Here is a 22,478-nt window from a genome sequence, read left to right as displayed (position 1 = left end):
GTTCCACTCCGGGGCTAACGTTGTGCCATGCGGGTGACAGCGGCGGTGCGGAGCGCGAAGCGCTCTCCGCTGCTGCAGGTCGTCAAGTCGGCCGTCGCCACGCTTGGCGCCTGGCTGATCGCCGGCTGGCTCATCCCTGGACCGCTGCCGGTGTTCGCGGCGATCGCCGCCCTGCTGGTCGTCCAGCCGAGCGTGAACCAGTCTTTCGCGAAAGCGCTCGAGCGCAGCATCGGCGTCATCGTCGGCGTCGTCATCGCGGTGCTGCTCAGCCTGCTGCTCGGGCCGCAGAGCTGGGTGGTGCTGCTCGCCATCGTCGTGGCGATGCTGGTGGCCTGGACGTTCCGCGCGTCGCCGGGGACGGGAAATCAGGTCGCGATCTCGGCGATGCTCGTGCTGGCGCTGGGGTCGTCGAACCCCGAGTACGCGGTCGACCGGATCCTCGAGACGCTCATCGGAGTCACCTTCGCGCTGATCGTGAACGCGCTCGTCGTGCCTCCGGTGCTCACAGCGCCCGCCCGTCGCGACCTCGGGCTGCTGGGAACCGAGATCGCCGCGAGCCTCGACCGGCTGGCCACCGGCCTGCTCAGCACGCAGCAGCCGCCGCAGCTGCACGAGCTCATGCTCGAGGCGCGGCTGCTGCGTCCGATGCAGGCGGCGGCCGAGGCATCCATCGCCGCCGGCGAGGAATCGCTCACCCTCAACCCGCGCCGCGCGGCCAGGGGCGAGATCGCCGAGATGCGCACGCTGTTCGGCAGGCTGTCGCCGATCGTCACGCAGGTGATCGGGATGACGCGGGCGTTCTTCGACCACTACGACGACACCCTCGCGGACGAGCCGACCGTGCACGCGATCGCCGAGCAGCTGCGGCGGGCGGGGCACGACGTCCGGCTGGCCGTGCAGGTCGCCGATGTGGCGCCGGAGCCGGCGGCTGAGACGTCGGCGATTCCGGCGCTGACCGCTCCGCTGCAGCTGAAGCCGCCGGCATCCGGTCATTGGATCCTGGTCGGTTCTCTCATGGAGGACCTGCGCCGGATCCGCGAGGAGCTCGTCGGGGACTGACTAGGCGCCGGCGAGCATGTCCGGGGAGTTGCGGGTCGCCGCCAGCCTGACCCGTCAGTTGTCGGACACGCCAGAACGGCATGTCCGGGTTGTTGCGGGTTGCAGGCCGACGCACCCGCAACAGCTCAGACACCGATACCGCCGTACGCTGGAGTCATGCCCGCCACGATGACCGTCCCCGAGGTGCTCACCGAGCTCGAAGCCCTCGAGGATCCGAAGATGCGCGCCGCGAACGAGAAGCGCGGCGACGATCACGGCATCCACCTGTCGAAGCTGCGGGCGCTCACGAAGCAGGTGAAGACGGACCACGCTCTCGCGAAGGAGCTGTGGGAGACGGGTGGGACCGCCGCGCGTCTGCTCTCGCTGCTGATCTGCAAGCCGCGGGAGTTCTCGGCGGACGAGCTCGACGGGATGCTGCGAGAGACCCGGCCCCCGAAGGTCAACGAGTGGTTCGTCAGCTACATCGCCAAGAAGTCCCCGCTGGCCGAGGAGATGCGGCTGCGCTGGTTCGGCGACGCCGACCCGACCGTCGCGGCGGCGGCCTGGTCACTGACCTCCGAGCGCGTCGTGAAGAAGCCCGAGGGCCTCGACCTCGAGCACCTGCTCGACCTGATCGAGCGCGACATGAAGGACGCTCCGACCCGCCCGCAGTGGGCGATGAACGAGACGCTCGCGAACATCGGCATCCGCAACCCGGACCTGCGCCCGCGGGCCCTCGCGATCGGCGACGAGCTGCAGGTGCTCGCCGACTACCCCACGGCCCCTGGCTGCATCTCGCCGTTCGCGCCGATCTGGATCGAGGAGATGGTGCGGCGACGCGAGGGAACTGGCTGAGCGGGCTCAGTCGCCTCGTAGCACTGCCGCTTCGATCCCCCAGCCCAGCGGAATCGTCCGCTCATGCTGCCAGCCCACCGAGCGCGCCAGCGCGCTGAGCGCCGCGTCGAGAATGACGTGCTCGAGCTCATCTCGGACATGCGCGACGGCGAACGCACGATCGTCGCGGTGCTGCACGACATCAATCAGGCATCCCGGTTCGCCACTCACCTCATCGCGATGAAGGACGGACGCATCGTCGCCGAGGGCCGACCGGGGGACATCGTCACCGCCGAACTCATCCACGAGCTGTTCGGGCTGGACGCCCGCGTCATCATCGACCGGTGTACGGGTGCCCGGTGGTGCTGCCGGGACAGGGCTGAGAACGGCGAGCACGTCCTGGGTACGCTCGAGGAATGAGCACGCACATCGCTGCCGAACCCGGCCAGATCGCCCCCGTCGTCCTGTTCCCCGGCGACCCTCTGCGCGCGAAGTGGATCGCCGAGACGTTCCTCACGGACGCCTCGCTCTACTCCGACACGCGAGGGATGCTGGGATTCACCGGCACCTGGGAAGGCCACCGCGTGTCCGTCCAGGGATCGGGCATGGGACAGCCGTCGATGGCCATCTACGCGAACGAGCTGTTCGAGGAGTACGACGTCCAGACGATCGTGCGCGTCGGATCGTGCGGGGCACTGACCGAGAAGGTCGGGATGCGCGACATCATCATCGCGAACGGCGCGTGCACCGACTCGGGCATCAATCGTGTGCGGTTCCACGGGCAGGACTACGCTCCGGTGGCCGATTTCTCGCTGCTGCGCGCGGCGGTGGAGGCGAGCGAATCGCTGCCGCTGTCGTCGGCGGTTCACGTCGGACTGCTGTTCTCGAGCGACCAGTTCTACAGCACACGGCCCGAGCTCACGAAGCCGCTGGTCGAGCACGGCGCGCTCGCCGTCGAGATGGAGACCAGCGGGCTGTACACGCTGGCGGCGTACTACGGACGCCGGGCGCTCGGCATCTGCACCGTGTCCGACCATCTCGTCACCGGTGAGCAGACGACGGCGCAGGAGCGCGAGCAGACGTTCGGCGAGATGATCGAGATCGCGCTGCGGGCGGCTACGGCCTGAACCGTACTCGCCGCGTCACGCGACCGATGCCGGCTGCGGGTCGCGATGTGCGAGGAACTCCTCCCACGTCGTCGTGCCCCGCGTCGCGGTGTCGGCAGCGAGATTCTCCCCGGCGCGATATGCCCGCCCGATGGCACCGGGCAGCCGGATCGGCAGCAGCCGATGCACGCGCCCGCGCCCGCGGTCATACGCGCGCACCATCTCGGCGACCTCTCGCACCTGCGGGCCCGCCAGGTCCGCGACGCGGCCGGCCGGATCGCCCAGGGTGAGCTCGGCCAGCCGCTCGGCGACCTCCTGCACCCCGACCGACTCGAAACGCAGCCCACGCGGTGCGAGCCGCATCTTCGAGAGCACCTTCACCATCGGCAGCGCGAAGTCGTGCAGTTGCGCGACGCGCAGCACCGTGAACGGAACGCCCGAGTTCTCGAACGACTTCTCGGCCGCGGCCTTCATCCGGAAGTAGCCGATCGGCATGCGGTCGGCGCCCACGACCGAGATGAGTACGAGGTGCTTCACACGGGCCGATCGCGCGGCGGCGACGAGATTGCGTGCGGCGACGTCGTCGCCCTTTGCTCCGCCGGCGAGATGAAGCACGGTGTCGACGCCTTCGAGCGCCCGTTCGAGCCCGGTGCCCTTGACGGTGTCGCCTTGCAGATATTGGACCCCTGGTTCGTCGGTCCGCGGGTGCCGGCTGAGGATACGGACCTCTCTTCCTTCCGCGCGCAACAGGGGCACGGTGTGCCGCCCGATGTTTCCGGTGCCGCCTGTGACCAGAATGGGAGTGCTCATGAACGTCGTCCTTTCGTCCAGCGCACCGGTCCGTGACGGGGTTCGTCACGTTTCGGCCGGTGCAGCCGTCGATATGTAGACGAACGACGACGAGGAGATGTGACATGAACGACGAAGAACTCGCCCAGCGGTTCGAGTCCGCCCGGCCGCGGCTGAGGGCCATCGCGACACGGCTGCTCGGGTCGAACGCCGACGCCGACGATGCCGTGCAGGAGACGTGGCTGCGCCTGGCGCGGGCGGATGCCTCCGAGATCGAGAACCTCGATGCATGGTGCACGACGGTCGTCTCCCGCATCAGCCTCGACATGCTCCGTGCGCCGCGGTCGACCCGGGAGCGCTCCTGGAACGTGGAACCGTGGCGCGACGAGCCCGTCGACCCCGCACCGGATCTCGCAGACCTCGTCGCCCAGTCGGATCGTGTGAACGTCGCCCTCCTCGTCGTCCTGGATGCCCTGACACCTGCCGAGCGCATCGCGTTCGTCCTGCACGACGTCTTCGGGCAGCCTTTCGACGAAGTCGCCGAGGCGGTGGAACGGTCTCCCGAAGCGGCACGCCAGCTGGCTTCCCGGGCGCGGCGGCGACTGCGTGCGGCATCCGCGCCCGCCCGCGCCGACCGGCGTCGCGGACGCGCGCTGGTGGAGGCCTGGCTGACGGCGGTGCAGGAGGGTGATCTCGCGGCCCTCATGGATCTGTTGCACGACGACGCGACGCTGCACGCCGATTACGGCACCACCACTCAGACCCTGCGTGGTGCTGAGAAGATCGCCGCGCAGGCCGTGCTCGCCGCCCGCCTCGCCGCGCATTCCACGCCCGTCCTCATCGACGGTCTGCCCGGCGTCGCCGCGATGTTCGGGGAGCGCGTCGTCTCCCTGATGACGTTCGAGGTGGCAGACGGGCGGATCATCGCCCTGGAGGTGCTCGCCGACCCGCGACGACTGTGATCAGCAGATTGGGTCGACTCGCTCTCAGATCGGCGGCAGCTGAGTGTTGAGCCGCCGGAGAGCGACCGAGAGATCGACCCGAGCATCCGGGTCGCGCCGAAACGACGATGGCGACTGGCCGGCGAGAGCTCGGAAGGCCCGCGAGAAGTGGAACTCGTTGGCGAAGCCGACCGCGCGGGCGATCTCTGCGACACCCAGATTGGTATGCGACAGCAGCTCGGAGGCTCGCGCGAGGCGCAGCGTGCGGATGGCGGCCATCGGCCCCATCCCGGTGTAGCGCTGATACAGCCGTGACAGATGCTCGCGGCTCACGCCCGCCGCCCGCGCGAGGTCGTCCAACGCGAGCGGAGTGTCGCTCGCATCGTCCCACCGGTCGCGAAGCGCGGCGAGCGAGCGGATCAGCGCGTCGGGCATCTCGAGGTCGCGGTCGAGCTGAGTCGCGGAGTGCCCGGTCGCGAAGGCGACGATCGCGTAGCCGAGCGCTGCGGTGGATGCCGCATCCCATCCGGCTGGGCGCACCGAGTCGAGCCACAGGACGTGATCGAGCAGATGCGGCACGATGTCACCCGCCAGGCCGGGGCGGAAACGCACCCAGCCGGGGTCGGCATCGAGGGTGAAAATCGCGTAACCGTAGCTGCTGCGTGCCTCCTTCGTCCAGCGATAGCTGTTGCAGACGCCCGGCGGCGTGAGCTGCGCCGAACCGACCGTGAACGTGAAGCGATCGTCACCCGACTCGACCTCCGCCGATCCTTCCAGGCACCAGATGAACTCCCACCGGTCGGTCGTGTACGGACCGTAAGTCGACCCGGCGGGCACAGAGGTCGAGCCGGCCCAGCAGAAGCGGATCGGCGGCAGGATCTCATCGGCAGACATCATGCACCCCATTGTTCGCTCGCGAGCGCTGCGCGATGCTTGGCGAATTCTCGGGGCATCCGCCAGCCGATGACCCCGCGACCGCCCGACGAGCGCGTGAGTGCGACGAAGCGACCAGCGGCGATCTCTCCCTCGGCGATCATAAAGGTCGAGGAGCCGTCGACGGCTCCGGCGACCTGCACCTTGATGTCGAACTGGTCGGTCCAGAAGTATCGCGGCGGACGGGGCCGTTCGTCGCCCTGCATGATCGAACGCGCCACGGCCATCGCCTGCTCGCTCGCGCTCGTGCGGTGCTCGATGCGCTCTCCGTCGCCGTCGTCATCCGCCCAGCGCGCGACGTCGCCGACGGCGTAGACGTCTGCCGCCGCACGGCCGTTCCGGTCGCAGACCACGCCGTCGTCGACCCTCAGGCGGCTGCCGCGGAGCCACTCCGTGTTGGTGACCGAGCCGACCGCGGCGATGACGACCGATGCGTGCATAGGCGTGCCGCGGTCGACGACTTGGATGCCGTGCGGATGCGAAGCGATCCGCGACACGGCGGCCGCAGTGCGGACGCCGACGCCGCGCTCGGCGTGGATCGTCGCGAGCATCGCGCCGACATCGGGGCCGAGCATTCGTACAAGCGGGCGGACGCTGCGATCCAGCAGCGTCACTTCGAGCCCGAGCATGCGGGTCGTCGCCGCGAGTTCGTAACCGAGCAGGCCGCCACCGATCACGACGACCGAATCGGCGTCCACGAGATCCTCGGCGAGCGCGAGCGTGTCCTCGATCGTCCGGACCGTGTGCACGGTCGCGCCGGGAGACGCTGCGGGAAGGCGTCGTGCGCGGACGCCGGTCGCGATCACGAGCGTGCCATAGCCGAGAGCGGTGCCGTCCTCGAGCGTGACGATCCGCTGCCCGATGTCGAGTCCCTTTGCGCGTCGGCCGAGCAGCAGATCGGCGTCCAGCGCCTCGATCACGGCCGGAGCGCGAAGCGCCAGCCGAGACGTCTCGACCGCCCCCAGGAGCACCCCTTTCGACAGGGGCGGGCGATCGTAAGGCAGGTGGTTCTCCTCACCGATGAGCACCAGCCGTCCGTCGTATCCCTCCCGTCGCAGAGCCTCGGCGACGGTGAGCCCGGCTGCACCGGTCCCGACGACGACGACGGGGGCGATCACGGCGTCACGAGCACGCGAATCGCGGCCGCCGGACACACGAGCTCAGCGGTTCGGGCATCCTGCAGCTCGTCGTCGCCGGGCGCCTCTTCGAGAACAACGACGACTCCATCGTCCTCTCGCTGATCGAACAGCCGGGGTGCGACCATCACGCACTGCCCGCCTGCGACACAGCGGTCTTCGTCGACCTCGATGCGGATCACGAGTTCTCTCCTTCGGCATCCGATCCCCACACGACGGGCAGCTCTTGCACTCCGTGCCCTGGATACCAGCCCGGGTAGGTCACGAGCTCGTCCACCGGGACGGCCGGGCGCAGATCGGGGAATCGCTCGACGAGGCGCGTGAAGACGATGCGCAGCTCGAGACGGGCGAGATGCTGGCCGAGGCACTGGTGGATGCCGTAGCCGAACGCGACGTGGCCGGCGGTGTCGCGACCGGGCTCGAACCTGTCGGGGTTCGAGAAGAACGCAGCATCGCGGTTCGCCGACAGGGCCGACACCTGAACGCGCTCCCCGGCGCGCACGAGCACACCGCCGATGGCGACGTCCTCGGTGGCCGTGCGCGTGAACGGCGCCAGCTGGAGGACGGTGATGTAGCGGACCAGCTCTTCGATCGTCGCGCTCAGAGAGTCCGGGTCGGCGACGACCGCGTCCCAGTGGGACCGATCCTGCTGAAGCACGAGAGCGCCCAGCGACATCATGTTCGAGGTCGTGTGGTGCCCGGCGATGACCAAGAACTGGCCGAGCCCGATGATCTCCTCCTCGGTGAAGTCGCCACTGTGCAGGAGCATGCTCAGAACGCCGTCGTTCGGCTGATCGCGCAGCGCGTGCACATCCGCGGTCATGGCCTCCAGGAACCGCGAGTACTGCCCCAACAGCTCGACGTCGATCGGCGGATCAACCTCCATGAGCACCGAGATCTCGTGCCATTCCGGCCGCACCGGAAGACCCAGCACGTGACAGATCGTGCGCAGCGCGACGGGGACGGCGAAGCCCTCGACGAATTCGAAAGGGTGTGGCGACGTGGCCATGGCGTCGAGGCGCTCGGCGACGATCGCCTCGATGACATCGGCGAGGCCGCCGACCTGCTTCGGCGAGAACCGTCCGCCCAGGGCACGGCGGAAACGCGTGTGGTCGGGAGCATCCATATTGATGAACGTTCCCGCGCGCATCGGCGCCATGACGTCGCTGAACGCGGCGCGCACACTGTCTCCGCCAGCGGGGAGGATGAAGGTCTCCCCGACGACGCGCGCCGGCTTCGTCATGGTGAAGCGCGCGTCGCCCAGCACCTGGCGTACGAGGTCGTGCGTCGTCACGAGCCAGCCGATCTCGCCGTCCGGGTAGAGAAGCGGCCGGATGGGCTCGTGCTCGCGATGATCGGCGAACACGGCCGGCGGATCGAAGAGCGTCCGCTCCCACGGAAAGGGTGCGGGAGCGGTGGACGAAATGTGCATGATGGTCCTCCGGGTCGGAACGGCTTGTCGATTCCATCGTGGGATCGAACGCCGATCCAGGCCATGCACGACCGTGATCTATCCATGGCCGTGCGTGATCTCAGAGACTCCTGTCCCGCCGGCCCAGGCAGCCGACGGGACAGGAGGGTTCACAGCGCGAATCGAAATCGGCCGCCGATGTCGGTCACTTGACCGCGCCCTGCGTCAGGCCGCTGACGAAGCTGCGCTGGAAGACGAGGTACATGATCACGATCGGGGCGATCACTATCAGACTCGCCGCCGACAGCAGCGGGATGTTGGTCGAGTACTGGCCGACGAAGTAGCCGAGGCCCGCCGGGGCGGTGCGCTTGTTGGGATCCTGCATGAGCACGAGGACGAGCAGGAACTGGTTCCACGACCACATGAAGTACAGCACGGCGAGCGTCGTGATCGCCGGCCACGATATCGGCAGCAGCACGCGTGCCAGCACGACGAAGTCGCGGGCTCCATCTATGCGGCTCGCTTCGACGAGCTCCATCGGCACCGACGAGAAGTGAGCGTGCATCCAATAGATGCCGAAGGGCATGAACAACGCGGCCTCGGCGAGGATCACACCCACGTAAGAATCGAGCAGCCCGACCGAGCGGAGGTTGAAGAACAGCGCCACTACGACGAGCTCGACCGGGAGCGTGAGCCCGAACACGAACGCGGGGGTGATGAACCGGTTACCGGGAACCTTGAGGATCGCGAGCGCATAAGCGGCGAGAGTCGCCAGCACGAGTGCCAACGGAACCACCGCGACGGCGATGAGAACGCTCGACCCGACGAGACGGTCGAAGTTGGCCCCTTCCCAGGCGAGAACGAAGTTCTCCCACGACAGCTCCGCGGGCACCTCCAGGCCGCGCACTTGTCCGTCGGCGGGATGCAGCGCCGCCAGGATGATTCCGATGAACGGGACGATCACCACCACCGTCATGGCGATGAGCACGGCGTAACGCAGCGAGGTGGAAACGACGGGGGTCTTCACGGCTTCTCCCGGGCGATGTAGCGGATGAGGGTCACCATGCCGATGACGATCACGGACAACACGACGGCGAGTGCACTCGCCCCACCGATGTTGCCTTCGTTGAAGGCCAGCCGATAGACGAGCAGTCCGGGCACGGTGGTCTGGTTGGCGGGACCGCCCGCGGTCGTCACGAACACCAGATCGAAGCTCGCCAACGCGGCGATCGTCGTGATCACCGCGGCGATCGTGATCTCCTTGCGCAGTTCCGGCAGCGCGATGGAGACGAACTGACGGACCGCTCCGGCGCCGTCGAGCTTCGCCGCCTCGAAGTACTGCGGATCGATCTTCTGCGCGCCGCTGAGGAAGAGCACCATGCACAGACCGCTCATGGTCCAGGTGCCGATGAGCCCGAGCGCGATGAGCGCGAAGTCGTAATCGCCGAGCCAGGCGCGCGTGATCGCATCGAGCCCGACGGCCGACAGGAACTGGTTGACCACACCCTGCTCGCTGTACAGCCAACGCCAGGTGATGCCCACGACGACGAGCGGGAGCACCTGGGGAAGGAAGAAGACGACGCGGAAGAAGGTCATACCGCGACGCACGCGCTGGGTGAGCAAGCCGGTGAGGACGAGACCGATGATCACGGGAATGACCGAGAAGAACACGATGAGCACGAGGCTGTGCAGGATGGCGTCGAGCAGCGTGGAGTCCGTGAAGATGCGGACGTAGTTGTCGATGCCGGTCCATCGTGCGGGAACGATGCCGTCCCAGGTCGTGAACGACAGGCCCAGTGTCGTGAGCGTCGGCCAGATGGCGAAGTACAGATATACGGCCGCCGCCGGTGCCACGTAGAGCAGGCCGATCAGCCGTCGCCGTCGGCGGAGGCGGGGGACGGTCGTCCCGCCGGAGGCGCGTGCCTCCGGCGGGACGACCGGAGTGACCAGAAGGTCAGCCATGGTACTCGTTCCACGAATTCTGCAGCTCGGCGAGATAGTCCTCAGCAGTCATCCGCTTGCTGATCAGGCCCTGGGTCCCTGCGATCAACGTGTCGAGCATCGCCGGGGTCGCGAAGTCGGGGAACGGAAGAGTCCCCTGACCGGCGAGAACGTTCGCGAAATCGGTCGAGATCTGTCCCTTCAGGCCCTCGGCCGACACATCGGCGGTGACGTCGACCGGCATGAACCCGGTCTCGACCTGGATCGCCGCAGCCTCCGGCGAGGAGAGGTAGTCCAGGAACGCTGCCGCGACGTTCGCGTTCTTCGACTTCGAGGAGATCGAGTACGCCACCGATGCGCCCGATGCGATCGCCGGAGCATCCGCCTCGGTGCCGGGCAGGAGGAAGAACCCACCCGCCTCGCCCATCTCGGTCTCGATCGCCGAGGCCGCCCAGTTGCCGCTGATGTGGAACGCCGCGTTCCCGCTGGTGAAGTCTGCCAGCGCGTCGGCATAGCCGACGGCGTTCGCCGACTCGGAGATGTATCCCTGCTCGATCCAGTCGACGAGCACGTTGGTCGCTTCCAGCGCCCCCGGCGTCTCGATGGTCGCGCCCGATCGTCCGAACACCCAATCGCGGTACGCGTCGGGGTCGCCGATCACGTTCAGCAGTGCGCCCCAGACGTGGATCGTGCCCACCTCGAGACCGGCGACACTGAGCGGCTGGATCCCGGCGTCGGCCAGCTGTCCGAGCTGATCTTCGAAGTCGGCGAGCGTCGCCGGCGGCTCAGTGATGCCCGCCTGCTCGAGCAGATCCTGGTTGTAGTACACGCCGAGCACGGAGAGCGCACCGGGTGCGGCGTACAGGCCGCCCTCGCCGAACGACTTCGCGTCGGTGTCCGAGGTCAGCACTTCGAGGCTCGAAGCCGGGAACTTGTCGTCCCAGCCGTAGGCGTCCGCCCAAGGCGCCAGGTCGAGCACGAGCCCACCGGGGATGAGCGAGCGCATCGCGCCGGGGTTGTACTGGGCAATGTCCGGCGGCGTGCTCGACGACATCGAGAGCTTGATCGCCTTGACGTAGTCGGTGAACGGCGTCTGCTGAGCCTCGATCGTGACGTTCGGGTACTTCGTCGTGAACCCGTCGATCAGTGCCTGCGCGGGCGGGTCGTCAGTGTACGACAGCGTCAGCGTCACGGGATCGGTAGTGATCTCCGTCGACACATCGACGGAGTCAGCGGGGCTGCCTCCCGACGACGCGCATGCGCTGAGCGCGATAGCGAAAGCCGTGCCGGCCGCGACGACCGTCGCACCGCGTCGAATACGACGTGCGTGTGACTGCATGATTTCTCCTTCGTTGGATGCGTTACCTGCTGTGGTGCCTGGCTTGGGGCTTCGCCCGTTCGGTCATCTCGAACGGAGCGAAGCGAGTCGATTGCACGTGCTCGAGGGCGCGATGGATCGCTCCGTGGACGATCGCGTCGTCGCCCAGCGCCGAGAGCTCGATCGCGGGAGGATTGAGGACGGATTGCTCGAGGGCTTCGCGCAGGGCGTTCACGAGCACGTCACCGAAGCCGGCCACTGGTCCGCCGATGAGCACGAGCTGCGGATCGATGAGGGCACGGATGACAGTCAGCCCGGACGCGAAGCGCCCGGCGATGACCTCGATCGCCCGAAGCGCGGCGTCGTCCCCCTCGGCGACGGCCCTGAGCACCGTATCGAGCCCGGAGGCGTCGTCGCTGCCGTCGAGGGCGGCGAGGAGGTCGGCGTCGGATGCCTCTTCGGCGGCGCGCTCTGCGGCGGAGATGATCGCCCGTGCGCCGACCCAGTTCTCGAATGGTCCGAGCGTCTGTCCCGGCAGGACAGTGGGAGGCTCACCGACCTGGGTCAGCACGGGGATGAAGCCGACGTCGCCGGCGTCGTTGGAGGCTCCGCGATGGAGCGCGCCGTTCAGCACCAGCCCGGCGCCGACCCGCTCTCCCCATTCGATCAGCACCATCGACGAGACGTCATGCAGATCGCCGCGCCAGAGCTCGCCCTCGGTGGCGAGGTTCAGGTCGTTGTCGATCTCGACCGGACATTCCAGCGCACCCGCGACGGCGCGCACGAGCACGTCGCCCTGCAGGGCGCTAAGACTGGGGATGAAGCGCACCTCCCCGAGGTCGGTGTCGACGATGCCGGGCGAACCGATCGTGGCGGCCCAGACATCGCCGCTCGACGCCTCTGCACTCTCCAGCGCCAGGGCGATCGCCTCGGTAACCGACTTCACCGGGTCGTCGGCCGACATCGCGACCACCCGATCGCTCGTTATCGTCCCGCCAAGATCGGCGATGACCACCCGGACCTCCCGCGGCGTGACCGACGCGCCGAGCACGACACCCGCTTCCGCGCGAAACCTGACCAGCTGCGCGGGGCGGCCTGATCGCGGTTCGGCGGCATCGGGCTTACTGAAGGCGACCAAGCCCGCGGTCTCGAGAGCCGTCAGCGAGCGCGTGACGGCCTGACGCGAGATTCCGGTTCGCCGGGAGAGGTCCGAAACGCTCATCCGCTCTTCGGTGCGCAGCACGCTGAGGATGGCGGAGGCGTTGATACCTCGCATGATCTGCGTGTCGACAGCGACTTGGGTGCGCACGAGTCTCCCTGACTTCATTGGCAATTCTTGGTCACCGTAACATACATACGGACTGTACAAAACTAAGTTCTTGTGGATAGCATCGCCCCGATGCCATACGAATTCGATGTCGAAGAGGCCCCCTGGGCCGATGCTGTCGCCGCCCTCGTCACCCGCGTCACGGGCGGCCTGCCCGGCCGCCTCATCGTGCGCCGCCTGACAGCGCCCGGCCGGCGATACCACTACAGTGCGACCGCTGGCGCGTTGACGATCGCGGCCACCGATGCCGTGAGCGCGTGCGTGGCCGTTCACAGCTTCCTGCGCGAGATCGCGGGCGTGGCTGTTCACTGGGACACAGCGCTTCCGGTTCGGGTGGCGACCATCCCCGACGTGCCGCCCGTAGAGAGGGAGGCCCGCGTATCGCAGCAGTACATCTTCAACTTCTGCACGTTCAGCTACACCATGGCCCATTGGACGTGGGAGCAGTGGGAGCGCGAGATCGACTGGATGGCGCTGCACGGCGTCACTCTTCCGCTCGCCGCCACCGGCCATGAGGCCGTGCTGCTCGACGCGTACCGAGAGCTCGGACTGAGCGAGCAGGACGCACTCCGCTTCATCGGAGCCGATGCGTATGCGGCCTTCACGCTGATGGGCAACCTGGATTCGGCGATCGGCTCGCCCACACGTGAGCAGATCGACGCTCGCGCACAGCTCGGGCGTCGCATCCTCGATCGCGAGCGTTCACTCGGAATGACGCCGGTGCTACCCGCCTTCAACGGGAACGTGCCACGCGAGCTTTTCGCCGATCGCGTCACCCCTCGCGAATGGCAGGGGTTCACGACGCATGTGCTGCACCCCGGCGATCCGGCCTTCGCGGAAGTCGCAACCGCCATCGCCCGAGCGCAGCAGGCACGCTTCGGAACCGACCACCTGTACGCCGCCGATCCCTTCATCGAAATGCTCCCGGTCGACGACAGCGTCGATTACCCCGCGATCGTCGCCGATGCCCTGCTCGGTTCGCTCGTCGACGTCGACCCGGATGCGACCTGGGTGCTGCAGTCGTGGCCGTTCTCCTACCAGCCGGAGTTCTGGTCGGCGGAGCGGGTACGGGCATTCCTCGAAGCGATTCCGCCGAACAAGCTCATCGTGCTCGACCTGTGGGCGGAGGAAGACCCGCAGTGGGAATCCTTCGACGGCTTCTTCGGCCGTCCATGGATGTGGTGTGCTCTGCTCAACTTCGGCGGACGCAGCGAGCCGATCGGCGATGTCCAGAAAGCCGTCGACGAGTTCGAAAGGGCACGCGACAGCGGAAGAGGCCCCGTCGGACTGGGCCTGACGATGGAGGCGACGCGCAACAACCCCTACTTCTTCGAGCTGGTCGCCGATCTCGCCTGGGCGGAGATCCCTGATGTGCGGACATGGACGGCCCGGTTCGCCGTCGAACGCTACGGGCGCGCGATGCCGGATGCCGTCGAGGCGTGGCAGGCACTGCTCGACACCGTCTACAGTCCGAGCGGTCAGAGGGTATTTCCGGAGGACTTCCTGGGGTTGATGACGAGGAGGCCGACGACCGCTCTGGCGCCCGGCGCCGCGGTCGTCGAAGATTCGGTGCAGTCTCTCGTCTGGTTCGACCCCGCCCGACTTCAACAGGCGGTCGCGCTGTTCGCGAGCGCCGCGGAGACGAATGCCGACCTGGTGGCCGGGCCTCTTGGCCACGACCTCGCCGATGCGACGATCGCGTGGGCGAGCCGGCTGTTCGACGCCGTCGCCGCACGGGCGAATCGGTCCGCGGCCGAGGCTCTCGGCAACCCGGCTCAGGCGAAAGAGGTGCTCGCCGTCATTGATGCGCTCGATGCCGTGCTGGCGACCCGGCCGGAGCTCCGCCTGTCCACATGGCTCGGCGGCACCGATGGGTCGCCGTCGAGCGACGAAGTCTCCATCCGAGCCTCGCGTCAGATCCTCACCAGCTGGAACAACGAGCCGCGCCGTCAGCTCGACGACTACTCGGCACGCGCCTGGCACGGCCTCCTCGGCTACTACCGGCACCGGTGGCAGGCCTGGTTCGAGTACGACGGCGACGACCTCGAACGACGGCTCGACGAGGTGTGGCGCGAGTTCATCGAAACCGGCGTGCGCGAAGCACCGCGGACAGCCGACGACATCACCACGCTGACCCGCGCCGCTCTCCTGCGATTCGATGAGATCTATCGCACCCTGGTGCGACCGCGAGGCGACACGACACGAGAGAAGACGGAGCACCGGTCATGATCGATCGGCCGACGGAGCAACGCAATCCCGCGACGACCGACATCGACCTCGTCGACAGCGCGCGGGCTCTTGAGATGATCGTCCACGAGGATTCCGTCGCCGTCACGGCTGTGCGCAGCGCGATCCCCTCCCTGGCGAAGCTCGTCGATGGCGCACGCGAGCGCCTGGCTGCTGGAGGGCGCCTGCACTATTTCGGCGCCGGTGCATCCGGTCGGCTGGCGGTGCTCGACGCCACCGAGCTGAACCCGACATACGGCTATCCGCGCGATCGCGTGATCGCTCACTTTCCCGGCGGGCCGGCCGCATTGGCCGATTCCTCGATCGACGAAGAAGATGCCGAAGACGCCGGAGCGCGGGACGCCACGGAGGTGACCGGCGACGACGTCGTCGTCGGGATCACAGCATCGGGCCTGACGCCATATGTGAAGGGCGCCCTCGCCTCAGCCAGGGCGCAGGGCGCGCTCACCGCGCTCGTCACGAACGACCCGGCGAGCGACCTCGGCGCGCTCGCCGACATCCTCGTCGCCCTCGACACCGGTCCCGAACCCATCACCGGCTCGACGCGCATGAAGGCAGGAACAGCGACGAAGGTCGCGCTAAACGCGTTCTCCAGCGCTGTCATGATCGGCCTCGGTCGCACATACTCGAACCTGATGATCGAGATGGTCGCGACGAACCGGAAACTGCGCGAGCGCGCGATACAGATTCTGGTCGAGGCATCGGAGGCGCCCGAGGCGCGATGCCGTGAAGTTCTCGATGAGGCCGCGGGACGGGTGCCGGTAGCGCTCATCGCCCTTCTCACCGGCGGTACGGTGGATTCCGCCACAAAGGCTCTGCACGAAACGGGATCGGTACGACGCGCCATGAGCAAGATATGAGCCCGACGCAGGGAGCGGTCGGAATCGACGTCGGAGCAAGTGGAATCCGGATCGCAACGCTCCTCGATGGCGTGAGAGCGGATATCGTCACCGAGGAACCGCTGCCCCGACTCAACGGGCATGTCGATGTCGAGGCGCTCGCGCGCCTGCTGGGAGCAAAGGTGCGGGCCCAGCTCTCGGAGAGCTCTCCCACGATCGATGCGGTGACCATCGGAATGGCCGGTTTTCCCGACCTCGTCGACTCACCGCGCCGTCTGGCCGACATGCTTCTGTCGCAGCTCGGCGCACGTCGCGTGGTGCTCGCCGCCGATGCGTACACGTCGCACGTCGGCGCTCTGGGCCTCAGATCGGGCACCGTCGTCGCCGCCGGCACCGGCGTGATCGCGCTCGGAACAGACCACGACACGGCATGGGTGCGTGCCGACGGCTGGGGCCTCCTTCTCGGCGACCAGGGTGGCGGCGCATGGATCGGTCAGCGCGGACTGCGCGCGGCCATGCACGCCGCAGACGGCCGTCGCGGCGGGTCGATGATGCTGCTCGACTCACTCATCGATCGCTTCGACGGCACCGACCGCCTCGTTCGTCAGCTGTACGCATCAAGCGCCCCGGCGATCCTGTTCGGACAGTTCGCGCCGGCTGTCGCAGACGCCGCGCGCGCCGGCGACGCGATCGCTCAGGCGATCTGGCGCGAAGCCGGCCGGCACCTGGCGCTGACCGCCGCGGCCGCAGCGCGCGACGTCGGTCCGGTGTTCTCGTGGGCCGGCGGCGTCTTCGCCGCGGGCGACCTCGTTCTCGAGTCGTTCCGTTCGGAGCTTCTCGCCGCGCGGCCTGACGCGATTGTTGTAGAGCCCCTCGCCTCTTCCGCCCATGGTGCACTGCGCCTTGCGCTCGAAGTCGACCTTCGCTCGAACCCGCCATTCCTGGAAGTTTTCGCACAGGGTTGAGAACGCCTTGCGCCACCGCCCCGTCGCCGGTGGCGCATGAGGGATGATCGAAGGATCATGCCTTCGCTTCTCGACCCGGCCACCCTTCCCGACGGCTCCGATGCCGATGCCGTCTACACGGCGTTCGTGGAATGGGCGGAGTCGACCGGCATCCAGCTGTACCCCGCCCAGGACGAGGCGGTCATCGAGATCGTCTCGGGCAACAACCTGATCCTGTCGACCCCTACCGGAACCGGGAAGTCGCTCGTCGCGATCGGGGCGCACTTCGCCGCACTCGTCGAAGGCCGCCGCAGCTACTACACGGCGCCGATCAAGGCTCTCGTGAGCGAGAAGTTCTTCGCGCTGGTCGACATCTTCGGGCCGGACAACGTCGGCATGGTCACCGGGGATTCGTCGGTCAACGCGGAGGCCCCGATCATCTGCTGCACCGCCGAGATCCTCGCGAACATCGCCCTGCGGCAAGGCCCGTCGGCCGAAGTCGGCCAGGTCGTGATGGACGAGTTCCACTTCTACGCCGACCCCGATCGCGGGTGGGCGTGGCAGGTTCCCCTGCTGACACTGCCGCAGGCGCAATTCGTCCTGATGTCGGCCACACTCGGCGACGTCACCGAGCTGGCCGAGGATCTGACCCGTCGCACCGGGCGCGAGACCGCGACCGTGACGGGGGTCGAGCGGCCGGTGCCGCTGCACTTCTACTACGAGCTCACGCCGATCCACGAGACCGTCGAGGACCTGCTCAGGACCGGGCAGGCGCCGATCTATGTCGTGCACTTCTCGCAGGCCGCCGCGATGGAGCGCGCGCAGGCGCTGTCGAGCACGAAGATCGCCACGCGGGAGCAGCGGGACGAGATCGCGGCGCTGATCGGCGAGTTCCGCTTCACGACGGCGTTCGGCAAGACACTGTCGAGGTTCCTGCGCGCCGGCATCGGCGTGCATCACGCCGGGATGCTGCCGAAATACCGCCGGCTCGTCGAGCAGCTCGCACAGCGCGGCCTGCTGCGCGTCATCTGCGGCACCGACACGCTCGGCGTCGGCATCAACGTGCCGATCCGCACGGTGCTGCTGACGGCGCTGACGAAGTTCGACGGCACGCGGATGCGGCAGCTGAACGCCCGCGAGTTCCATCAGATCGCCGGACGCGCGGGCCGGGCCGGATACGACACCGCCGGCACGGTCGTCGCACAGGCGCCGGAGCACGAGTCGGAGAACGCGGCGGCGATCAGGAAGGCCGGCGACGACCCGAAGAAGAAGCGCAAGCTCATCCGCAAGAAAGCCCCGGACGGGTTCGTGTCGTGGGGCGAGCCCTCTTTCCGCAAGCTCGTGGATGCCGATCCCGAGACGCTGACCTCGCACATGCAGATCACCAGCGCGATGATGCTCAACGTCATCGGCCGCGGCGGCGATGTGTTCGCCAATATGCGCGCGCTGGTATACGACAACCACGAACCGCGTGCACGTCAGCGACTCCTCGCGCTGCGCGCGCTCGGCATCTACCGCACGCTGCGGGAGTCGGGGATCGTCGAGCAGCGGTTCGACGAGATCAGCGGCCGCACCGAGATCCGCCTCACCGTCGATCTGCAGCCCAACTTCGCGCTGAACCAGCCGCTGTCGCCGTTCGCACTGGCCGCTTTCGAGCTGCTCGATGCGGATGCCGCCACCTACGCCCTCGACATGATCTCGATCGTGGAGTCGACGCTCGACGACCCGCGCGCGGTACTGAGCCAGCAGGAGTTCCTCGCGCGCGGGGATGCCGTCGCCGAGATGAAGCGCGAGGGCATCGAGTACGACGAGCGGATGGAGCTGCTCGAACAGATCACGTATCCGAAGCCGTTGCAGGAGCTGCTCGAGCAGGCGTTCGAGACGTACGGCTCGGCGCAGCCGTGGATCCGCGACTTCGAGCTGCATCCGAAATCCGTCGTCCGCGACATGTACGAGCGTGCCATGTCGTTCGGGGAATATGTCGCGTACTACAAGATCGCGCGCTCAGAGGGCGTGGTGCTGCGATACCTGTCTGACGCGTATCGGGCGGCGTCGCAGACGATTCCCGAGGAGCTGAAGAACGAGGATCTGCGAGATCTCATCGAGTGGCTCGGCGAGCTCGTGCGGCAGGTCGACTCGAGTCTGCTCGATGAGTGGGAGGAGCTGCGCGCCGGCACCGACGACGGCGTCGTCGATCTGCGCGCATTGAAGGCAGCGGATCACGTCGACGAACCGATCGTCCCTCCGGCGCCCAAGCGACTCACGTCGAATGTGCGAGCGTTCCGGACGCTGGTGCGCAACGAGCTGTTCCGGCGCGTCCAGCTCGCCGCCCTCGAGGACGTGGATGCTCTCGCCGAACTCGATCCGGACTTCGGGGCCGACGCGTGGGATGCCGCGCTGGATGCCTACTTCGCCGAGCACGACGAGATCCTCACCGGTCCGGATGCCCGCGGCGCGAAGCTGCTGATCCTCACCGAGGGCGCGAGCGAATGGACCGCGCGTCAGATCTTCGACGACCCGTCCGGCGACCACGACTGGGGCATCTCCGCGACCGTGGACCTCGCAGCATCCGACGAGGCCGGCGAAGCCGTCGTCACGGTCACCGCCGTCGACCGGCTCTGAATCGCCCGCCTCCTACGAGTCCTGGGGCACCGGGGTCTGCTGGTAGATCGCGAGCCGCCAACGCCCGCCCTCACGGACGTAGGTGCTCGACATCAGGGCGACGAACGGCGGCTCGTCCGGCCGGAATCCGCGGCCCGTGTAGACGAGCGAGGCGACGTCCTCAGCGAGTGCGATCACCCGCTCGTCTTCGATCTCGTACCGTTCCCACGGCGGTGCATCGGCGAGGGATGCGATCACCTCTGCCCGCGTCAGCGCGAATCCGTGAGCCAGGATCATCGTGCCCTCTGCGGTCATGAGGTCGCCGTAGTAGTCGCCGCCGGTCCCGTCGCACAGGGATCGCCAGCCGTCGTGTTCGAGGGCGATCAGGTCTTCGGCTGTGGCGTCCATGTCGCCGCAGTCAGCCCTGCATGACCGCGAGCACGTTGCCCGCCGGGTCGCGGAACCACGCGATGTCGGGCCCCTGGCCTTCGCCCCGCACGATGCCGCGCTCGTCGGATGCGAACTCCGCATCGCTGTAGATCTTCGTCTGCACACCGCGGGAGATGAGGTCATCGACCGCCGCATCGATATCGGCCACCGGGAAGTTCAGGATCGTGAAGCTCGCCGGCGTATGGTTCGGCTTCGAGTAGACGAGGATCGATCCGCCGCCGGGCAGCTTCAGATCGAGGAACCCCATCGGGTTGGACTCGACCTCGAGCCCGAGCGTCGTTCCGTAGAACTCCTTCGCCGCGTCGATGTCGTCGACGCTGAAACCGCTGAACGCACCATCCACTGTGAAAGCTGCCATGCGTCCAGCATCCGCCGATTCGACTCGGTTGTCGAGAGCGATACGTTCGCCGGTCGCATCTCTACCGGTCGGCGCGCGGTGCTGTGGACGATCGCGGGATCAGGGTGGGAAGCGTGCGAGTGACATGCTGGCCGATGCCCGTCGCATCCAACAGCTCGATCGCGCTGGCGGCGATCTGGTCGAACGGTGTGCGCACCGTCGTCAGAGGGACCGGGAGCATCCCTGCGAGCGGGATGTCGTTGTACCCGACGATGGACACCTCCGTGCCGACCGTCAATCCGGCCGCGCCGACGGCCGTCATCGCGCCGATCGCGAGATTGTCGTTGGCCGCGAAAATCGCCGTAGGGCGCCGGGGCTCGTCTGCAAGAAGTCGCGATGCGGCCTCATTGCCCGATTCGATGCCGTACCCGGTCGAGATGACACGTTCATCCGGCAGCTCCAGGCCCGCCTCCGCCAGCGCGCGCCGCGCCCCGGAAAGACGGTCGCGGGCGCTCGAGGTGAACCACGGGCCGGTGATCAGGGCGATGTCACGGTGGCCGAGGTCGATCAGATGGCGGACAGCGAAGTAACCGCCCGACTCGTCATCTCCGAGCGCCGAAGGGCTCTGCCCATCGGTGCGCAGCACCAGCGCGTGCGGCACGCCACGCTCACGCAGGGATGCCGGCAGCGTGTCGTCCAAGCGGGCCGTCGCAAGGATCAACCCGTCGACGTTGCGCCCGAGCAGCGTCTCGGTGGCGCGCCGCTCCTCGTTCGGGTCATCACCGCAGGTCGCGACGACGGCGAACGAACTGCGCGACCGCGCCGCCCTCTCGATCGCCTCGAACATCAGGGCCATGACGTTGTCGGTGAGCCGGGGCACCAGCACACCGATGGTTCCGGTCGCGCCGCGGCGAAGGCCGGAGGCGAAGACGTTCCGCCGGTAGCCGAGATCGTCCGCCACGCCTCGCACGCGCTCCGCGGTGGCGGAGCGCGAAGGCGGCGTCCGGTCGTCGAGGATGCGGCTGACCGTCGAGACGCTGACTCCGGATGCCGCGGCGACATCCTTCAGCGTCACGATGCGCCGTTCGGCGTGAGTATCCATCACGACCCCCTCCCCTCGCGATTCTAGCTTCGGCCTCTTGACACGATGCGCACTGTCGATGATACTTGCAATCGTTCTTGCAAACGTTCCCGGTAACGATCTCACGCGAGAATCTCGAAGAAGAGCAACCAGAGAAGGAAACGATGATGACTCTCGATCTCCGCGGCCTCAGCCCCGCACCTGTCACCCCGTTCACCGAGGACGGAGACGTCGACTTCGACGCGATCCAGCGACTCGGCTCCTGGCTCGGCTCGATCGAAGGCGTCAAGAGCCTCGTCGTGCTCGGCCACGCGGGTGAGGGCACCTTCCTCACCGAGCGCGAGCAGCTCGACGTCATCCGGGCGTTCGTCGCCTCGACGGACGGACGCGTCCCGGTCGTGGCCGGCATCACCAAGGAGGGCAACAAGACCGCCGCTCTGGAGGCGAAGGCCGCCGTCGACGCGGGCGCTGCGGCAGGGCTCGTCTACCCCTCCCACGGCTGGCTGCGGTTCGGATACCAGCAGGGCGCGCCGCAGTCGCGGTATCGCGAGATCTACGAGGAGTCGGGCCTGCCGCTGATCCTGTTCCAGTACCCCGACAACACCAAGGCGACCTACGACCTCGACACGCAGCTGGAGATCGCCGGCCAGGAGGGCGTGTTCGCGACCAAGAACGGCGTGCGGAACATGCGCCGCTGGTACACCGAGATCCCCGCGCTTCGGGCCGCGTACCCCGAGCTGCAGATCCTCTCCTGCCACGACGAGTACCTCCTGCCGACGATGTTCGATGTGGACGGGCTGCTCGTCGGCTACGGAAACATCGCACCGGAGCCGCTCGTCGAGCTCATCGCTGCGGGCAAGGCGCGCGACTACGAGACCGCGCACGCCATCCACGAACGACTGCTCCCTGTGACCCAGAACGTGTACCACCGCGGCTCCCACATGGAGGGCACGGTTGCCCTCAAGTGGGGCCTCGTGCAGCGCGGCATCCTGGATCACGCGACGGTCCGCACTCCCCTCCTGCCCCTGCCGGAAGGAGCGGATGCCGAGATCGCGGCGGCGTTCGCCCTGGCCGGACTCGGCAAGGTCGCTGTCCCCGCATGAACCCCGTCGGTGCTGCGGCCCCACGGTCGCAGCACCGACGGAACCATCGGCGCGTCACCGAGGCGTCGAACCTCAGTCAATGACGACTATGCGGCCATCGGG

Annotated in this window: 22 protein-coding genes; 10 read left to right on the top strand and 12 right to left on the bottom strand. The window is 67.8% G+C overall.

Going from position 1 to position 22,478, the window contains the following annotated elements; all coding sequences use genetic code 11:
- The first annotated feature begins 27 nt into the window (after positions 1-27).
- From IM776_RS01350 to deoD, 4 genes are all read left to right on the top strand, one after another.
- Positions 28-1,059 carry an FUSC family protein gene (locus IM776_RS01350; RefSeq protein ID WP_194421304.1) on the top strand — a complete coding sequence of 344 codons (1,032 nt, stop codon included), beginning with the start codon at positions 28-30 and terminating at the stop codon, positions 1,057-1,059.
- 156 nt (positions 1,060-1,215) lie between these two features.
- Positions 1,216-1,893, top strand: coding sequence for a DNA alkylation repair protein (locus IM776_RS01345; protein WP_194421303.1), 678 nt, complete (start codon positions 1,216-1,218; stop codon positions 1,891-1,893).
- Positions 1,894-1,956: 63 nt separating this feature from the next.
- A complete protein-coding gene (locus IM776_RS01340) occupies positions 1,957-2,292 on the top strand; it encodes an ABC transporter ATP-binding protein (protein ID WP_194421302.1) in 336 nt (111 codons plus the stop codon).
- Positions 2,289-2,999, top strand: coding sequence for a purine-nucleoside phosphorylase (gene deoD, locus IM776_RS01335; protein WP_194421301.1), 711 nt, complete (start codon positions 2,289-2,291; stop codon positions 2,997-2,999). Before IM776_RS01340 ends, deoD begins: the two co-directional genes overlap by 4 nt.
- Positions 3,000-3,014: 15 nt before the next feature.
- On the opposite strand, the gene IM776_RS01330 is transcribed toward deoD, so the two are convergent.
- Positions 3,015-3,788 (bottom strand): SDR family oxidoreductase, encoded by a 774-nt coding sequence (locus IM776_RS01330; RefSeq protein ID WP_194421300.1) that lies wholly within the window; start codon positions 3,786-3,788, stop codon positions 3,015-3,017.
- Positions 3,789-3,892: 104 nt separating this feature from the next.
- Between IM776_RS01330 and IM776_RS01325 the strand changes: the two genes are divergently transcribed.
- A complete protein-coding gene (locus IM776_RS01325; RefSeq protein WP_194421299.1) occupies positions 3,893-4,729 on the top strand; it encodes a sigma-70 family RNA polymerase sigma factor in 837 nt (278 codons plus the stop codon).
- A 24-nt stretch (positions 4,730-4,753) separates the two neighbouring features.
- Here IM776_RS01325 and IM776_RS01320 read toward each other — a convergent pair whose 3' ends face one another.
- The 8 genes from IM776_RS01320 to IM776_RS01285 form a co-directional block, all read right to left on the bottom strand.
- On the bottom strand, positions 4,754-5,605 hold the full coding sequence (locus IM776_RS01320) for an AraC family transcriptional regulator (RefSeq protein ID WP_194421298.1): 852 nt from the start codon (positions 5,603-5,605) through the stop codon (positions 4,754-4,756).
- Entirely contained in the window at positions 5,602-6,759 is a 1,158-nt protein-coding gene (locus IM776_RS01315; protein ID WP_194421297.1) for an NAD(P)/FAD-dependent oxidoreductase, read from the bottom strand. Before IM776_RS01315 ends, IM776_RS01320 begins: the two co-directional genes overlap by 4 nt.
- Complete coding sequence (locus IM776_RS01310) at positions 6,756-6,959, bottom strand: ferredoxin (protein WP_228479848.1); 204 nt, start codon at positions 6,957-6,959, stop codon at positions 6,756-6,758. Before IM776_RS01310 ends, IM776_RS01315 begins: the two co-directional genes overlap by 4 nt.
- Positions 6,956-8,209, bottom strand: a complete 1,254-nt coding sequence (locus IM776_RS01305; RefSeq protein ID WP_194421296.1) for a cytochrome P450 — start codon at positions 8,207-8,209, stop codon at positions 6,956-6,958. The genes IM776_RS01310 and IM776_RS01305 overlap by 4 nt, the downstream gene beginning before the upstream one ends.
- Before the next feature lie 184 nt (positions 8,210-8,393).
- Positions 8,394-9,215, bottom strand: a complete 822-nt coding sequence (locus IM776_RS01300; RefSeq protein ID WP_228479847.1) for a carbohydrate ABC transporter permease — start codon at positions 9,213-9,215, stop codon at positions 8,394-8,396.
- Complete coding sequence (locus IM776_RS01295; RefSeq protein ID WP_194421295.1) at positions 9,212-10,150, bottom strand: carbohydrate ABC transporter permease; 939 nt, start codon at positions 10,148-10,150, stop codon at positions 9,212-9,214. Before IM776_RS01295 ends, IM776_RS01300 begins: the two co-directional genes overlap by 4 nt.
- Positions 10,143-11,468: an ABC transporter substrate-binding protein gene (locus tag IM776_RS01290; protein ID WP_194421294.1), complete on the bottom strand. Its 1,326-nt coding sequence runs from the start codon at positions 11,466-11,468 to the stop codon at positions 10,143-10,145. Before IM776_RS01290 ends, IM776_RS01295 begins: the two co-directional genes overlap by 8 nt.
- A 22-nt stretch (positions 11,469-11,490) precedes the next feature.
- The gene (locus IM776_RS01285; RefSeq protein WP_194421293.1) at positions 11,491-12,774 is read right to left on the bottom strand and encodes an ROK family transcriptional regulator; all 1,284 of its coding nucleotides are present in this window, start codon (positions 12,772-12,774) and stop codon (positions 11,491-11,493) included.
- Between the two features lie 72 nt (positions 12,775-12,846).
- On the opposite strand from IM776_RS01285, the gene IM776_RS01280 reads away from it, so the two are divergent.
- The 4 genes from IM776_RS01280 to IM776_RS01265 are packed head-to-tail and all read left to right on the top strand — an operon-like array spanning position 12,847 to position 19,426.
- Positions 12,847-15,003 carry an alpha-N-acetylglucosaminidase TIM-barrel domain-containing protein gene (locus tag IM776_RS01280; RefSeq protein ID WP_194421292.1) on the top strand — a complete coding sequence of 719 codons (2,157 nt, stop codon included), beginning with the start codon at positions 12,847-12,849 and terminating at the stop codon, positions 15,001-15,003.
- Complete coding sequence (locus IM776_RS01275) at positions 15,000-15,881, top strand: N-acetylmuramic acid 6-phosphate etherase (protein WP_194421291.1); 882 nt, start codon at positions 15,000-15,002, stop codon at positions 15,879-15,881. Before IM776_RS01280 ends, IM776_RS01275 begins: the two co-directional genes overlap by 4 nt.
- The gene (locus IM776_RS01270; RefSeq protein ID WP_194421290.1) at positions 15,878-16,825 is read left to right on the top strand and encodes a BadF/BadG/BcrA/BcrD ATPase family protein; all 948 of its coding nucleotides are present in this window, start codon (positions 15,878-15,880) and stop codon (positions 16,823-16,825) included. Before IM776_RS01275 ends, IM776_RS01270 begins: the two co-directional genes overlap by 4 nt.
- A 57-nt stretch (positions 16,826-16,882) precedes the next feature.
- Positions 16,883-19,426 (top strand): DEAD/DEAH box helicase, encoded by a 2,544-nt coding sequence (locus IM776_RS01265; RefSeq protein WP_194421289.1) that lies wholly within the window; start codon positions 16,883-16,885, stop codon positions 19,424-19,426.
- 12 nt (positions 19,427-19,438) lie between these two features.
- Here the strand turns inward: IM776_RS01265 and IM776_RS01260 are convergent, their stop codons facing one another.
- The 3 genes from IM776_RS01260 to IM776_RS01250 all read right to left on the bottom strand — a co-directional run bounded on the left by IM776_RS01260 (position 19,439) and on the right by IM776_RS01250 (position 21,294).
- Positions 19,439-19,813: a nuclear transport factor 2 family protein gene (locus IM776_RS01260; RefSeq protein ID WP_194421288.1), complete on the bottom strand. Its 375-nt coding sequence runs from the start codon at positions 19,811-19,813 to the stop codon at positions 19,439-19,441.
- Positions 19,814-19,823: 10 nt separating this feature from the next.
- The gene (locus IM776_RS01255; RefSeq protein ID WP_194421287.1) at positions 19,824-20,213 is read right to left on the bottom strand and encodes a VOC family protein; all 390 of its coding nucleotides are present in this window, start codon (positions 20,211-20,213) and stop codon (positions 19,824-19,826) included.
- A gap of 61 nt (positions 20,214-20,274) precedes the next feature.
- Positions 20,275-21,294, bottom strand: a complete 1,020-nt coding sequence (locus IM776_RS01250) for a LacI family DNA-binding transcriptional regulator (RefSeq protein WP_194421286.1) — start codon at positions 21,292-21,294, stop codon at positions 20,275-20,277.
- A 146-nt stretch (positions 21,295-21,440) separates the two neighbouring features.
- On the opposite strand from IM776_RS01250, the gene IM776_RS01245 reads away from it, so the two are divergent.
- Entirely contained in the window at positions 21,441-22,376 is a 936-nt protein-coding gene (locus tag IM776_RS01245) for a dihydrodipicolinate synthase family protein (RefSeq protein ID WP_194421285.1), read from the top strand.
- The last annotated feature ends 102 nt before the right edge of the window (positions 22,377-22,478 follow it).

Origin of the sequence: Microbacterium abyssi, from assembly GCF_015277895.1 — a bacterium.
Lineage (GTDB): Bacteria > Actinomycetota > Actinomycetes > Actinomycetales > Microbacteriaceae > Microbacterium > Microbacterium abyssi.
This window is presented reverse-complemented; position numbering and strand designations above follow the sequence as displayed.

Bases quoted from the DNA above. Each gene is read 5' to 3' on its own strand.
- IM776_RS01325 (WP_194421299.1), top strand. From the start codon at position 3,893: ATGAACGACGAAGAACTCGCCCAGCGGTTCGAGTCCGCCCGGCCGCGG.
- IM776_RS01345 (WP_194421303.1), top strand. From the start codon at position 1,216: ATGCCCGCCACGATGACCGTCCCCGAGGTGCTCACCGAGCTCGAAGCC.
- IM776_RS01250 (WP_194421286.1), bottom strand. From the start codon at position 21,294: ATGGATACTCACGCCGAACGGCGCATCGTGACGCTGAAGGATGTCGCC.
- IM776_RS01255 (WP_194421287.1), bottom strand. From the start codon at position 20,213: ATGGCAGCTTTCACAGTGGATGGTGCGTTCAGCGGTTTCAGCGTCGAC.
- IM776_RS01270 (WP_194421290.1), top strand. From the start codon at position 15,878: ATGAGCCCGACGCAGGGAGCGGTCGGAATCGACGTCGGAGCAAGTGGA.
- IM776_RS01290 (WP_194421294.1), bottom strand. From the start codon at position 11,468: ATGCAGTCACACGCACGTCGTATTCGACGCGGTGCGACGGTCGTCGCG.
- deoD (WP_194421301.1), top strand. From the start codon at position 2,289: ATGAGCACGCACATCGCTGCCGAACCCGGCCAGATCGCCCCCGTCGTC.
- IM776_RS01330 (WP_194421300.1), bottom strand. From the start codon at position 3,788: ATGAGCACTCCCATTCTGGTCACAGGCGGCACCGGAAACATCGGGCGG.
- IM776_RS01350 (WP_194421304.1), top strand. From the start codon at position 28: ATGCGGGTGACAGCGGCGGTGCGGAGCGCGAAGCGCTCTCCGCTGCTG.
- IM776_RS01260 (WP_194421288.1), bottom strand. From the start codon at position 19,813: ATGGACGCCACAGCCGAAGACCTGATCGCCCTCGAACACGACGGCTGG.
- IM776_RS01280 (WP_194421292.1), top strand. From the start codon at position 12,847: ATGCCATACGAATTCGATGTCGAAGAGGCCCCCTGGGCCGATGCTGTC.
- IM776_RS01320 (WP_194421298.1), bottom strand. From the start codon at position 5,605: ATGATGTCTGCCGATGAGATCCTGCCGCCGATCCGCTTCTGCTGGGCC.
- IM776_RS01275 (WP_194421291.1), top strand. From the start codon at position 15,000: ATGATCGATCGGCCGACGGAGCAACGCAATCCCGCGACGACCGACATC.
- IM776_RS01245 (WP_194421285.1), top strand. From the start codon at position 21,441: ATGACTCTCGATCTCCGCGGCCTCAGCCCCGCACCTGTCACCCCGTTC.
- IM776_RS01285 (WP_194421293.1), bottom strand. From the start codon at position 12,774: ATGAAGTCAGGGAGACTCGTGCGCACCCAAGTCGCTGTCGACACGCAG.
- IM776_RS01265 (WP_194421289.1), top strand. From the start codon at position 16,883: ATGCCTTCGCTTCTCGACCCGGCCACCCTTCCCGACGGCTCCGATGCC.
- IM776_RS01295 (WP_194421295.1), bottom strand. From the start codon at position 10,150: ATGGCTGACCTTCTGGTCACTCCGGTCGTCCCGCCGGAGGCACGCGCC.
- IM776_RS01340 (WP_194421302.1), top strand. From the start codon at position 1,957: ATGCTGCCAGCCCACCGAGCGCGCCAGCGCGCTGAGCGCCGCGTCGAG.
- IM776_RS01305 (WP_194421296.1), bottom strand. From the start codon at position 8,209: ATGCACATTTCGTCCACCGCTCCCGCACCCTTTCCGTGGGAGCGGACG.